This window comes from Gordonia sp. UCD-TK1 (assembly GCF_001691435.1).
Classification (GTDB): domain Bacteria; phylum Actinomycetota; class Actinomycetes; order Mycobacteriales; family Mycobacteriaceae; genus Gordonia; species Gordonia hongkongensis.
In genome coordinates, this window is the sequence record NZ_LZMP01000012.1 from 15,485 (window position 1) to 29,181 (window position 13,697).

12 protein-coding genes are annotated in these 13,697 nt (G+C 68.9%); 7 read left to right on the forward strand and 5 right to left on the reverse strand.

From position 1 onward, the window contains the following. Positions 1 to 1,494 (reverse strand): hypothetical protein, encoded by a 1,494-nt coding sequence (locus A9310_RS08400; RefSeq protein WP_231742359.1) that lies wholly within the window; start codon positions 1,492 to 1,494, stop codon positions 1 to 3. A 674-nt stretch (positions 1,495 to 2,168) separates the two neighbouring features. On the opposite strand from A9310_RS08400, the gene A9310_RS08405 reads away from it, so the two are divergent. From A9310_RS08405 to A9310_RS08425, 5 genes are all read left to right on the forward strand, one after another. After that, a complete protein-coding gene (locus A9310_RS08405) occupies positions 2,169 to 3,203 on the forward strand; it encodes a diiron oxygenase (protein ID WP_065630185.1) in 1,035 nt (344 codons plus the stop codon). 34 nt (positions 3,204 to 3,237) lie between these two features. Then, positions 3,238 to 4,818 carry a 4Fe-4S binding protein gene (locus A9310_RS08410; RefSeq protein WP_065630186.1) on the forward strand — a complete coding sequence of 527 codons (1,581 nt, stop codon included), beginning with the start codon at positions 3,238 to 3,240 and terminating at the stop codon, positions 4,816 to 4,818. Between the two features lie 25 nt (positions 4,819 to 4,843). After that, the gene (locus A9310_RS08415) at positions 4,844 to 5,329 is read left to right on the forward strand and encodes a hypothetical protein (protein ID WP_065630187.1); all 486 of its coding nucleotides are present in this window, start codon (positions 4,844 to 4,846) and stop codon (positions 5,327 to 5,329) included. After that, complete coding sequence (locus tag A9310_RS08420) at positions 5,326 to 6,288, forward strand: DMT family transporter (protein ID WP_139104562.1); 963 nt, start codon at positions 5,326 to 5,328, stop codon at positions 6,286 to 6,288. The genes A9310_RS08415 and A9310_RS08420 overlap by 4 nt, the downstream gene beginning before the upstream one ends. 117 nt (positions 6,289 to 6,405) lie before the next feature. Continuing rightward, positions 6,406 to 7,233: a maleylpyruvate isomerase N-terminal domain-containing protein gene (locus A9310_RS08425; protein ID WP_065630189.1), complete on the forward strand. Its 828-nt coding sequence runs from the start codon at positions 6,406 to 6,408 to the stop codon at positions 7,231 to 7,233. Between the two features lie 372 nt (positions 7,234 to 7,605). Here A9310_RS08425 and A9310_RS08430 read toward each other — a convergent pair whose 3' ends face one another. Both A9310_RS08430 and A9310_RS08435 read right to left on the reverse strand, forming a co-directional pair. After that, complete coding sequence (locus A9310_RS08430) at positions 7,606 to 9,252, reverse strand: DEAD/DEAH box helicase (protein WP_065630242.1); 1,647 nt, start codon at positions 9,250 to 9,252, stop codon at positions 7,606 to 7,608. Between the two features lie 411 nt (positions 9,253 to 9,663). Then, positions 9,664 to 10,227 (reverse strand): helix-turn-helix domain-containing protein, encoded by a 564-nt coding sequence (locus A9310_RS08435; RefSeq protein WP_065630190.1) that lies wholly within the window; start codon positions 10,225 to 10,227, stop codon positions 9,664 to 9,666. A 57-nt stretch (positions 10,228 to 10,284) separates the two neighbouring features. Here A9310_RS08435 and A9310_RS08440 point away from each other — a divergent pair, with 57 nt between their 5' ends. Beyond that, complete coding sequence (locus tag A9310_RS08440) at positions 10,285 to 11,067, forward strand: AzlC family ABC transporter permease (protein ID WP_065630191.1); 783 nt, start codon at positions 10,285 to 10,287, stop codon at positions 11,065 to 11,067. Then, entirely contained in the window at positions 11,064 to 11,387 is a 324-nt protein-coding gene (locus A9310_RS08445; RefSeq protein ID WP_065630192.1) for an AzlD domain-containing protein, read from the forward strand. The genes A9310_RS08440 and A9310_RS08445 overlap by 4 nt, the downstream gene beginning before the upstream one ends. A 15-nt stretch (positions 11,388 to 11,402) precedes the next feature. On the opposite strand, the gene A9310_RS08450 is transcribed toward A9310_RS08445, so the two are convergent. Together A9310_RS08450 and A9310_RS08455 are read right to left on the reverse strand one after the other, a co-directional pair. Next, a complete protein-coding gene (locus A9310_RS08450) occupies positions 11,403 to 12,689 on the reverse strand; it encodes a family 1 glycosylhydrolase (RefSeq protein ID WP_065630243.1) in 1,287 nt (428 codons plus the stop codon). A 59-nt stretch (positions 12,690 to 12,748) separates the two neighbouring features. Continuing rightward, positions 12,749 to 13,693 carry a triacylglycerol lipase gene (locus tag A9310_RS08455; RefSeq protein ID WP_065630193.1) on the reverse strand — a complete coding sequence of 315 codons (945 nt, stop codon included), beginning with the start codon at positions 13,691 to 13,693 and terminating at the stop codon, positions 12,749 to 12,751. Positions 13,694 to 13,697 lie beyond the last annotated feature (4 nt).

Sequence of the window (13,697 nt, forward strand, 5' to 3'; positions counted from 1 at the left end):
TCAGTCGACTCCCTTGTTGTTCATCCAGCGCCACCACTGGGCGGTCGATCGCCAGGGCGTCAGTCGTCGACAGAACCCCTGGCGGGCAAGGTCGTCGACGATCTCGAGGGCGGCGATCTGCAGACCGAGGAAGGTGTCGACGCCGGGAAAGTAACCGCCGAGCGTCGCGCTGCCCGAGGCGTACAGCTTGCCGTTCCCGCTGCGTGTCCCCTTCAGCTCGAAGTCGCGTTCGACGTCCATGCGACCGACCGGGTTGATGCCGGCGCCGGTGTGGTCCAGCAGATCACGCAGCAGGCGGTGCTCGCGGACGTCGGCTTCGAGTCCGGTGCAGTCGATCACGTAGTCGGCGTAGATCTCGAAGGTGCCGTCGGGCCGGTGGTCCTGCCGGATCGGTGCGTGCGGGTCGACCCGCACGGTGGTCACCACCCCCTGCCCGCCCGCAGCCGGCAACAGACTCTCCGCCTTGCCGACGGCGACGCGGTACCAGCCCTCGCGCCGCCCGCGGGCCAACTGCTCCTGCCAGTCGTCGCGGACCGGAGTGTTGGTCCCGCCCATCTGCTTGTACGCCTCCGCCCGCTCGTGCCCCTCGAGCTTGCGCATGCGGGCCTTGAGCTGCCCGCCCCAGACCGACTTCGGATAGTTGAAGCCCTGGTAGGCCCAACCGTCTTTGCCCTTGCGCCGCATGAAGATGTGCGGGCCGTGGGGTTTGTCGTAGTACGTGCGGAAGAGGTGCACGATCTGCGTCTGGAGCCCGTACGCGTCGCGATCGTCGATGAGCCGCTGCAGGACCCGCGACGCGACGATCCCCGCACCGCGGATCACCACGGTGCCGGGTTTGCGTTGCAGCGACTGGTAGATGTGCTCGTGCGACTCGTAGGCGTTGACGACCTTGCTGGCGTCGCGGTAGGTCTCGCGGAACGCCTGGAGATCGGGCAGGAGCTTGATGCCCGGGTATCCGATCGCGACATGGACCCACTGGCTGCGGAAGGCCACCCGCTTGGTGGGCGAAGTCCCCTGCGGCGGTGTGAGAATCGTGAAGTAGCCACCGGCGGCGCGGCGTCGGATCATCCGGACCTGACCACGGTGCAGGCACTTCAGGTAGCCGATCCGTTCGCATTCCTTCTGCATCGACTCGAACGCCTGCCCGGCCCTCGGCGTGTAGAAGTTCGCGAAGACGGGCTCCACCAGCACATTCCACAGCGGCTTGAGCTTCTTGTCCGCCCAGGCCTCCCGCACCGCGTACGACGGGAAACCCCAGATGTTGTCCGGGGTCGACGCCGAATCCGAACGCAGGCGCTCCGTGCGCGGGATCTGCGACACCCGGGTCAGGTACTCGTAGCTGTGCCAGGGCACGTCCTGGGGGCCGAGCACCGCGATCCGGTCCAGCGGCACCCCGCAGATGCGCAGATAGTCGACGGTCACGAATGACCCGATGCCCGAGCCGACCGTGACGAACGGGACGTCGACGATCGGGATGCCCGCGGCCTCGACCATCGCATCGGTCCAGATGTCGGTGTCGACCAGCCCCGGTGTCAGATCACCGACTGCACCTGCGGGCCCGGGAGCGCCTCGCCCGGGCGCCGCCGGAACAGGCCCAGGGCCCGGCCGCGGCGCGGGGGGCGCCTGGCCGGGCATCGGTCCGGGACGAGGCGGAACGGGCGGTGGGGGTCCCGGGCGACGCGGGGCGGGCCCCGGTGGCCGCGGACCCGGCGCGCCCGGCAGGGGCCCGCCGGGGTCGGGGACGACACGCGTCGGACCGTGCGGCGGCTGGGTCACGACCGGACCCGGGTGCGTGGTACCGCCGGCAGGCCGCGTCGACCGACGCGGGCGGCATGCGTCGCGTCCCTAGAACGCCGGGACGCGTGCGGAACACGACGGGACATCGCTCCTCCAGGTGAGCAGACGCGGGCACGGATGGTGCGGTAACTCTAACCCGCGGCGATGCTCGCGACGGGGTTATATAACCCGAACGAATTACACCCGTCGCACCAGGTCAGCCCCTGAACTGCACGGAGTCGGGCAGGCCTGCCGGTGAACGCACCGGTGCATTGTGCCGGTATCGAACGTGACATCGAGTGTTGACAAATAGCGGCCCGTCGAAATACGTTCGAGTCATCCGCTGTGGTCTGTTTCACCGACCGAGCCGCCCACGCCGAAGGGATGCGACGATGACGAAAGCACTGACCCGGACCGACCAGGAGCACGAGGCGCCCGCCCGCTACGTGCCGCAGCACGACAAGACCGGCGGCGACCACGACTTCGCCCAGGTCCTCGACGACCTGTCCGCCGCGTCCGTCCACCGCAACTTCGATCCCTACGTCGACATCGACTGGGACGCGCCGGACATGGCGATCGTCGAGAACGATCCCCGGTGGATCCTGTCCTACGAGGTCGATCCGATCGGCCGCCATCCGTGGTACCAGCAGCTTCCGCAGGAGAAGCAGATCGAGATCGGCATGTGGCGCCAGGCCAATGTCGCGAAGGTCGGCCTGCAGTTCGAGTCGGTCCTGATCCGCGGACTGATGCAGTACAGCTTCAAACTCCCCAACGGTGCGCGCGAGTTCCGCTACACCACGCACGAATCCAAGGAGGAGTGCAACCACACCCTGATGTTCCAGGAGTTCGTCAACCGGACCGGCATGGACGTCCCCGGGGCCAAACTCGGCTACCGGCTCATCTCCCCTCTCGTTCCGCTGGTCTCGACGATCTTCCCCACCGTCTTCTTCTTCGGTGTGCTCGGTGGCGAGGAACCGATCGACCACATCCAGAAGGACTTCCTGCGCACCCGCGCCAGCCTGCACCCGACGATGGCCGCAGTCATGCAGCTCCATGTCGCCGAGGAGGCACGGCACATCTCGTTCGCCCATCACCTGATCCGCGAGCAGGTGCCGCAGCGCGGACGCGTCCAGCGTTTCCTGTTGTCGCTGATGCTCCCGCTGACCATGCGCATCCTCTGTGGCGCCATCGTGGTGCCGCCGCGAAGCTTCGCCAAGCGGTTCGACGTGCCCGACGCGGTCATGAAGGACATCTTCTGGCGGTCGCCGGAGTCGAAGCGGTTCCTGCGCAACGTCTTCGGTGACGTCCGCATGCTCGGCGAGCAGAGCGGACTGATGAACCCGGTCTCGCGCCTGCTGTGGCGCGCGCTCGGCATCAGCGGCCGCCCGTCGCGGTTCCGCAGCGAGCCCACCTACACCGCGGCCTGAACCCGAACCCCGAACGCAGGTAGAACCCGAGACCATGCCCCACGTCGTCACCCAGGCGTGCTGCGGCGACGCGTCGTGCGTGTACGCATGTCCCGTCAACTGCATCCACCCCACGCCTGAAGAGCCCGATTTCGGCATCGCCGAGATGCTGTACATCGATCCCGCGACCTGCGTCGACTGCGGCGCATGTGTCAGTGCGTGCCCGGTCGGCGCCATCGTTCCGGGACATCGCATGCCGGCTGGGCAGGAACGGTTCGTCGAGGTCAACGCGACCCAGTACCACGATCCGGCCGACGGAGCCGCGCGCTTCCCCGTCGACCCGGCCCGTCGGCTGCCCCTCGCGCCCATCGATCGTCCGCGGCAGCTGGCCGTCGACACCTCGATCTCGATCGGCATCGTGGGTTCGGGCCCGTCGGCGATGTACGCGGCCGACGAGCTGCTGCGGCAGCCACAGGTCTCGGTCGCCATGTACGAACGTCTCGACCGGCCGTTCGGGCTGGCACGGTTCGGCGTCGCGCCCGATCACCTGCACACCCGCAAGGTGATGGAGCTGTTCGACGACATCGCGCGCAACCCCCGACTGGAGATCCTGCTGAACACCGAGGTCGGGCGGGACCTCACCCTGGCCGACCTGCGCGCCCGTCACCAGGGCGTGATCTGGGCGGGCGGGGCACCGACCGATCGGCAACTCGCGCTGCCGGGTTTCGATCTCCCCGGAGTGTCCAGCGCGACATCCTTCGTGGGTTGGTACAACGGCCATCCCGACTTCGCCGACCTCGACGTCGATCTCGACACCGAGCGCGTCGTGGTCGTGGGCAACGGCAACGTCGCCCTCGACGTCGCACGCATCCTCGTCGCCGACCCGGGCACCCTCGCCGCCACCGACATCTCCCGTCCGGCACTGGCGAAGCTGCGGTCCTCGTCGGTCCGCGAGGTGGTGGTGATGGGCCGTCGCGGACCCGCGCACGCGGCCTTCACCCTGCCCGAACTCATCGGACTGGTCGACTCGGGGGTCCCGGTCACCGTCGACGCCGCCGACCTCGAAGCGCTGCCCGCACCCGCCGACCTGGACACCACGACTCGTGCCAAGCTCGATCTCCTGGCCGAGTGCGCCGCCCGCCCCGAACCCGAGGGCCGTCGAATCCGATTGGCGTTCTTCGCCTCTCCGATGGAGGTGACCGCCGGTGCGGACGGCCGCGCGAGCACGTTGACCGCGGGCCGCAACCGCCCGGTCACCGACGACTCCGGAGCCGCGGTCGGCATCGAACCCACCGGCGAGACGGTGGGGCTCGAGACCGGGCTCGTCCTCACCTCGGTCGGTTACCGCGGTGTCGCGGTCCCGGGTCTCCCGTTCGACGACGCGGCCGGGATCGTCCCGCACCTCGACGGCCGCGTGCTCGACGGGACCGTGCCCGTACCCGGGATGTATGTGACCGGCTGGATCAAGCGCGGTCCGTCGGGCTTCATCGGCACCAACAAGACCGACTCGGCGCAGACCGTCGCCTCGTTGCTCGACGACCTCGAGTCGAACGCGACCGAGGCCTCGGCGCCGCGTCGCCGTCGGTTGCTCGGCCGACGCCTCGGCGTCGCGTCGTCCGTCGCCGGCCTCGATTGACGGACTGCTGCGCTAGATTTCAGCCATGGGGCTCCCCGTGTACCAGCGCACCACCGTGCGCGCCGATCTGTCCGATCTGCCCGCCGACGTCGCCGCCACGCTGCGCGACCATGCCGACTCGACACAGCTCACCGTCACCGACGACCTGCCGGCGTGGATCACCCGGAGCATCAACCCGCCGTCGACCACGTTCTTCGGCAAGCTCTTCGGACGACGCAGCAACCCCGTCGACCCCGATTCCGAGCACCAGACGCTCATCGTGCTGCATCCGACCCACCTGATCGTCGTGGTGTCCGGGGCCGAACGTGGGGTGTCGGCGCTGTCGTGTCCGCTCGCCGTCGCGTCGATGTCGTCGACCCCGTATGTCCCGGAGTCGGACGGATTCTCGGTGACCGGGTTCGCCGGTCATGAAGGGCGCCCGGGCAGCTTCTACCTCGGAACAGGTGAGCCGGCGGGCACGGAATGCCGGGAGGCCGTTCGCTCGGCCATCGTCGCCGCCAAGAATCCGTGAGGACCGCGGACCGCACTGCCCCGCTCTCGCGACCCGCGCTGGGTCTCACACTCGCGCTGATCTCGTCGGCCTGTTTCGGCATCTCGGGGGTGCTGGCCCGGGCCATGATCGAGGCGGGATGGACGGCCGGTGCGACCGTCACCGTCCGCATCGCACTAGGCGGTCTGGTCCTGGCCATTCCCGGCTTCCTCGCCTTTCGCGACCGTCGGCAGCCGCTGCCCGAGCAGCCGGGCCGACGGTCCTGGACGGTGCTCGTCGCCTACGGACTCCTCGCGGTGGCCGGCTGTCAGCTGGCCTACTTCTATGCCGTGACCTACCTGCAGGTCGGCGTCGCGCTGCTCATCGAATACACCGCCCCGGTCGCCGTGCTGGTGTGGATGTGGTTGCGCCACGGTCAGCGTCCGGGTCGCGTCACCGTGCTCGGCGCGGCACTCGCGATCGGGGGACTCGCGCTCGTCCTCGACCTGACCGGCGACGTCCCGATCAGCGCGATCGGGGTGCTGTGGGCGCTCGCCGCGATGGTCGGGGCCGCCGCCTACTTCGTGATCTCCGCCGACGACCGCACGGGCTGGCCGCCCCTGAGCCTGGCCGCGGGTGGCCTGCTCATCGGCGCACTGGCCCTCGTCGTCGCGGGGCTGACCGGGATCCTGCCGATGACCATGACCACGGACCCGGTCGAGGTCGGTGCGCTCGAGGTGGCCTGGTGGATCCCGCTCGTGCTGCTGGGTGTGGTCTCGGCCGCCATGGCCTACGGCTTCGGCATCGCGGGCGGCCGGCTGCTCGGGGCCCGGGTGATGTCGTTCGTGGCGTTGTCCGAGGTGCTGTTCGCGGTGGTCTTCGCCTGGCTCGTGCTCGACGAACTGCCGGCACCGATTCAACTCGCCGGCGGCCTGCTCATCGTGCTCGGCGTCGTCTGCGTACGGCTCGGCGAAGCCGCCCCGGCGGTGTCGCGTGACTGAGAATCATCGTGCGCGTTTGTGAATAATGTTGCGCACCTTGCACATCTGTCCACAGGTTCGACGTGTCGGCACGGAATGTGTCGCACGTCGCAACGGGCCGGGGTAATCTCGTGCCCCATGTGGGGGGAGGAACCACGCGCGACGGGGATGTTCTCGAGGTTTGACTACATCGACGCCGCGCTCACGACTGCGGATCGGTTCACCGATCTCGTGCTCGGCGTCGGCGACCCCGACACCCGGCTCCCCGACACCCCCGCCTGGACGTTGACCGATTGTGTCGGCCATGTCGCGATGGCGCCGTCGCGCTTTCTCGAACTCGCGCGCGGCGAAGGTGAGTGGTGCTGTTCGGCGGTCGACGTACCCGACTTCAATGCCAAGCAGATCGCCAACCTGCCGACGCGCGACGTGACAGTGCTCTGCCGACGATTGACCGACGACCTCCGCGAACTCGTCGACGAGGTGTCGCATTTCCACGCGCAGGTCCCGAAGATGCACTTCGACGGCGACCGCGTCATCCGGGCCGACGCCGCTCTCGGCCTGCTGATCGGCGAGTTCGTGGTGCACGCCCGCGACATCGCACGCGCTGTTGGGGCCCGCTGGTGGGTCGAACCGGACGTGGTGCTGATGATCATCCGGGCACGCCAACACATCCTGCCCAGTTGGGTCGATCCGCTGCACGCCGCCGGGCACTCCGGCACCTACGACATCCGGCTCCGCGGGTGCGGCGAACGGCACGTCTACGAGTTCACCGACGGCGAGCTGCAGATCGATCCACCGGAGCCACGCCGGGCCGACGTCCACATCAGCGTGGACCCCGCGACCGCTCTCCTCGCCGGTTACGGTCGCCTGTCCCCGGGGTGGGTCGGACTCACCGGGAAGGGCATCGCCTGGGGTGCCCGGCCGTGGCTCGCACCGCGACTCGCCCAGCGGTTCCTGCCTGCCTGATCGCGCCCGCTACAAAGCGCGCGACCACCCCCCGCTCCCTGTTCCGAAAGAAGCACATAACCCTTGCTCCCTGAGGTGTGAGGAGCGATTGCGACGAGCCACGAAGGGCTGGCGAGCGTTGCACCTCGCCCTTCGTGGCTCGCTTCGCTCGCACCTCAGGGAGCATGAATCTGGACGCTCACGGGTGTTCTTTCGTAGTTCACAACGGCGCCGCCAGGCCTCAGATACTCCGGGCGCGCAATAACGTCGAGCGCCCCTGCCCCCTGAGGTGCGAGGAGCGAAAGCGACGAGCCTCGAAGGGCGGCAACCGTGGTCACCGGCCCCTCGAGGCTCGACATCGTTCTTCAGTTGTCTTTCGCGGGTGAGCCCCGGTCAGCGACCGGTCGGCGAACCCGCCGGACGGCTCGCCCGGCGTCCCTGCCCGCGGGCGCCCGCCCGCTGCTGGTCGCCGCCGCGCGACTGCCCGGCGCCGCGCGACTGCCCGGCGCCGCGTCCCTGGCCTCCGGTGCGCGCGTCCGACGAGCGCGAACCGCCCGCGCGCGAGTCGCTCCGAGCCGGACGGCCGCGGCCCTCGCCGCGAGTACCGCGCGAGTCACCGCCGGTGGCGTTCCGGCCGCCGCCGGTTCCGGCGCTCCGGCTCTCGCCACGAGCGCCGCCGTTGCCGCCCTGGCCTCGACCACGACCGCCGCGTCGACTCCCCTGCGAACGACCGCCCTGGGAACGACCTCCCTGGGACCGGCCGCCCTGTGCACCACCGCCACGAGCGGCTTCGGCGGCTGCGCGTGCCGCAGCGGACACGCGGTCGGCGCGCTCGCCGACCAGCTCGTCGACGGCTGCCGACGATGCGTCGACAGCGATGGGTGTCACCTTGATCTTGGCCTTGCGCAGTAGTTGTGCGACCTCGCGACGCTGCTCGTGCAGGCAGACGGTCACAACGTCGCCGGCCGAACCGGCGCGGGCGGTACGGCCCGAGCGGTGCAGGTACGCCTTGTGCTCGGCCGGCGGATCGACATGCACGACGAGTTCGATGCCGTCGACGTGCACGCCACGGGCGGCGACGTCGGTGGCGACGAGGACGCGGACGTCACCCTCGCCGAATGCGGCCAGGTTGCGGTCGCGCTGCGCCTGGCTGAGATTCCCGTGCAGGTCGACGGCCGGGATCCCGGCCTCGGTCAGCTTCTTGGCGAGCTTCTTGGCCTGGTGCTTGGTGCGCATGAACAGTATGCGTCGACCGGTGCCGGAGGCGAGCTCGGCGACGAGATCCTGCTTGTCTGCCGAGGAGACCTCGAAGACGTGGTGGGTCATCGCGGCCACCGGCGACTCCGCCGAATCCACCGAGTGGAGCACCGGGTTGTCGAGGAACCGCTTGGCCAGTTTGTCGACGCCGTTGTCCAACGTCGCCGAGAACAGCATCCGCTGACCGTCGGCGGGGGTCGCGGCGAGGATCTTGGTCACGACCGGCAGGAAGCCGAGGTCGGCCATGTGGTCGGCCTCGTCGATCACGGTGATCTCGACCTCGTCGAGCCGGACGATGCCCTGACGCATCAGGTCCTCGAGACGTCCGGGGCACGCGACGACGATGTCGACACCGCGCCGGAACGCCTGCTCCTGGCGGGTCTGCTTGACGCCGCCGAACACGGTGGTGACGGTGAGTCCCACGGAGGCGGCGAGCGGCTCGACGACCGCGGCGATCTGGGTCGCGAGTTCGCGGGTCGGCGCCAGGATCAGCCCCGTGGGTGCCCCCACGTAGCGCTTGACCTGCATCTCGGCCAGGCCGGCGACGAGCGGGATGGAGAAGGCGAGGGTCTTGCCCGAGCCGGTCTTGCCGCGGCCCAGGACGTCCTTGCCGTCGAGGGTGTCGGGGAGGGTGTCCTTCTGGATCGGGAAGGCGTCGGTCTTGCCCTGAGAGGCGAGAACCTTGACGAGTTCGGTTGGGACACCGAGGGATTCGAACGACACACCAGGCGCCGACGCAGCAGCATCGGTGGAGGTGGCCGGGTTTTCGAGGACAGCAGTCATGTGGTGTGCAGGTTTCTTCCTGTGCTTGGCACGCGAACAGCACGACTGACGTGCAAGGGCGGTGCCGGTGGCGAACACGCGGGTGCGCGAGCTCGTTCGCCGTATGAAGTCAATGGCAGGTGGCCGACCGGTGTCGGATGTCCGGACCTGCGAGAGAGGCGTTCTACGACGCTAGACGCGGCCTGTACGGGCGCATCACTTCTGGCAACAGTACGCGTCGGTGATCGATACCGCGAATCGCTGTGATGCACGTCGCGTTTCGCCCACACCGGCAGGGTCGTCGATAATCCGACCGAAGACCGCCCAGGACGGTGCTCACGAGGGCAGGCGGTCGACGCTGCGCCGCCCGAGGGCGGTTTTCACCGGCGCTTCCCGGGCCTGCACGAACTTGAAAGGTTGTGTCCCGCAACCTCAGAACGCCTCGCTGAGCATCACGGCGACAGTGCCGGGCTCGAGCGCGTCGAAGACGTGCTCGACATCGCCGGGGTACGAGATGTAGTCACCGGCCGACAGCACCTCGGTGGCCTCGGTGGGTCCGAGACGCGCTCGGCCGCAACTGATCACGACGTGTTCGATGATCCCGCGCGCATGTGGTGCCGACACCCTCGGCTTGCCCGGTTCGGCGCGGATGACATACATGTCGCGCCGCGACCCCGGCGACGCGGTGGACAACAGGGTTGCCGAGTAGTCGGCGTCCGCGGCGGGGATCACGGGCCCCTCACCGAACCGGATGACCTCGACGGTTGGCGTGGGCGAGTCCAGCAACGCCGAGAACTGCACACCGAGCGCCGTGGAGAGCGCCCACAGCGTCTCGACACTGGGGTTCCCCTCCCCCGATTCGAGCTGGGACAACGTCGACTTCCCGATCCCGGCACGACGCGCGAGCTCGGTCAGCGACAGACCCGCTCGTGTGCGTTCCCTCTTCAACGACGCGGCGACCAGCTCTTTGGGGTTCACCGACCGAGCCTCGTTCATCAAACCGTCCGATCGTCCATCTTGACGAACACACTTCTCTTGTTCACTATGATAGTCATGCGTTCGGCTTGGAGAACACTCGACACGGCGACTTTGCGCGCCGTCGTGGTGATGTCCCTGTCCGTTCTGGTCATCGGGACGTCGTACGGGGTGGCCGCGCACGGCGCGGGTCTCGCCCTCTGGCAGATCGTTGTGATCGCCACGGTCGTCCTCGCCGGATCGTCGGAGTTCGTCTTCGTCGGCATCCTGGCCGCTGGCGGCGCGCCGATCCTCGCCGCACTGGCGGGTTTGTTGGTCAACACCCGCAACTTCGGGTACGGCCTCGCCGTCGGGAAGCACCTGCGCGGCACCCCCGAGATCGTCCTCGGCGCCCACCTCATCAACGACGAGACGGCCGCGTTGGCGACCGCCGAATCCGACCCGCGTCGGGCACGGGCCGCTTTCCTGTTGTGCGGACTCGGCGTTCTGGTCTCGTGGCCCGTCGGCGCAGCACTGGGTGCCACGCTCGGCGGTGTGGTCGCCGATCCCGCGAGCCTCGGGCTGGACGCTGCCTTCCCCGCTCTGCTCGCCGCGCTGGCCATCCCGGCCCTGCGCGACGGCGCCACCTGGGCGGCCGTGACCGTCGGCGCGGCGGTGGCCGTGGCCTCGACGCCGTTCCTACCGGCCGGGTTGCCCATCATGGGAGCGCTTGTGGGCTTCGCCGCCGTGGAGTCACTCCGCCGGATTCGGCGGACCCCACCGAGCGCACCGGCCCTACCCGGCACGAGGACGGACACCGTGAACGAGACCGCATCGTCGCGAGAGGCGCTCCAGCACAACAGCGCTCCGGGCTGTCGATGAGCACCGGCATCTCCCTCGCCGTCGGCATCACGGTTCTCGCGCTCGGCACCTATGCGATGCGCGCCGCCGGACCCGTTCTGCGAAACCGCATCTCGGTCTCGGACGGGGTCGAGAAGCTGATGGATCGGGCGACCGTTGTCCTGCTCGTCGCCGTCGCGCTGACCGGCGCGTTCTTCATCGACCACGACTTCGCCGGCTGGGCGCGGCCCGCCGGCGTGACGGTCGGGGTGATCGCGGCGCTGTTGAGGGCACCCCTCGCGGTCGTGGTCATCCTCGCCGCGGCCACCGCCGCCGGCCTGCGGGCCCTCGGCGTCGCGTGAGTGACGGCGAGAAAGTCACCGCACGACAGCCGGATTCGCGCAACTGTCCGGCACCGCCACGAGCGAACACGTCACCGGCATCCGCGTCGGGCGGTACCCCGGGCGAACGCCGTTGTCGCGAGTGATCTCACGGTAGGCGGCGACTGCATCGGTCGGGTGACGGGTCAGAGTCGGGTCACGCTCCGCATCGACGGTGTACAGGCCGAAGCGCGAATCGAAGTCGCCCCATTCGTAGTTGTCGGTGAGACTCCAGTAGTTGTAGGACGCCACGTCGATGCCGTCCTGTCGGGCGCGCTGCAACCAGTAGACGGTGTCGCGAAGGTGATCGGCCCGGCGGTAACCGTCGGGCCGCCGGCCCTGCGGGTCGGTGGCCAGTCCGTTCTCGATCACCCGGATCTGCTTACCCGGGAACTGTTGCGCGACATGACGTAGCACGTAGTAGATGCTCTCCGGTGCCTGCGAGCCCTTCCAGAACTCACCGGAGGCACCGTTGGCGACGGAGGCGTCGGTGACCGAGAACGAGTAGTAGTGGTCGACGCCCACGAAGTCGAGCGTGTCGCGCATTCGCTGCGGGAAGACCGATTCCAGCCATGTCTGCAGGCCGGCGATCGGGTAGTACGCCATGTTCGACGACACCTGGGCGCCCGGCTGCACGCGGTGGATGTATCGGTGGACCGCCCGGTGCGCGGCGACGATCCCGTCGGCCATGAGCCCCGCGTTCTGCGGTGCCACTCCCCCGTACATCAGTTCGCGCCGAACGTATTCGGTGGGTTCGTTGAAGGTGATCCACAACGGGTCGGCCCAGGAGTACCGGTCGACCACCCGCTCGGCGAAACGCACGAGGTCCGCGGACATCTGCGGACGGTTCCAACCGCCGAGGTCGACCGCCCAGCCCGGGTGCACCCAGTGGTTGAGGGTGATCATGGGTCGCATCCCGGCATCGACGACCGCCCGGATCACCCGGTCGTAGAACGCCCACCCGGCCGGGTCGTCCCGGCCGCGCGATGGTTCCACCCGCGACCATTCGACCGACGTTCGATAGATGCCGACGCCGAGACTTTTCGCGCGGGCGATGTCCTCGGCGTATCGGTGGTAGAAGTCGACAGCGTTGCCGACACGATGGGCGACCCGGCCCTGGTTCCCGTAACGGACCCAGTTCGAGTCACGGTTGTACCCCTCGGACTGGAAACCGGACTGGGCGACACCGAATTCGAAGGCGGGGCCGAGCGGCGGAACGGATGCCGAGGCGGTTCCGACACCGCCGAGGCCGCAGATCGCGAGCAGCATCGCGGCGCACGACATGGCCACGACGCCGGCCCGCACCCGCCGACGGCCACCACCGAGACGTCGCCTGCTCACGTTCAGAACGGGCTCCCGGTGATGGGTGCGGCGCGATCGCACGGAACCGGTCGTGGATTCGCCGGGTCGAGCGCGTTGAGCACGAAGAACGCCGCGCGACGCGACCCGGCGATCCCGGCATGCTCGGTGTAGTCGACCGAACACCCGTCCTGCACAACGATGTTGCGCACGTTCGATCCGCCCGGTGGCAATCCCAGCGTGTACGGCACCACGAGCTCGTCGTAGCGGGTGGCGATATTGGTGTACCGGATCGACGGCAGGTAGTAGCCCCCGGCGGCGATCTTGCGCAGCACCGCCGCGCCGGGATCGAGCTGGGCGCAGGCCTGACAGAACGGCACCTGCTCGGGCCGCAACCCGAGAGACCGGACGATCGGCATGATCACGTCGTTCCCGCCGACCCCGGAGCCCCGCCACGCCGGCGCCAGCGACACATAGTTGTCGATGGCGTCCCGTCCGCCGAGGTACTTCGCGTAGTACGCGGGCACCACCGTCCCCTGGGAGTGGCCCACGATGTCGACCTTGGACGCGCCGGTCGTCCGGCGGACCTTGTCCACGAATGCACCGAACTGGGCTGCGCTGGCGGACATCTCACCCATGCCGCCGATCGCGCTGATCGGCCACGGGGTTCCCTTCACCGCGCCGTAGGTCAACGCGAACACGCAGTAACCCTCGTTCTTCAGCAGGGGGACGTAGGTGCCCCAGTTGGTCTGCTGCGATCCGCCGGTCCCGTGCACGAGGATGACCGGGTTGGGATGACGCGCCGAAGGCTTGCAGTTCCAGTCGTTCGACCCCGGAAGCGAATCCCCGGGGTTCGCGAGCTCGTTCGGTATCCCGGCCAGGAAGTTGTAGGTGACGGGCAGCGGGTCGGCGCGCGCCGGTGCCACGGTCACGACCAGCACCCCGATCACGGCGACGACCAGGCCCCACACGATCCTCGGCGATCTCATGGAC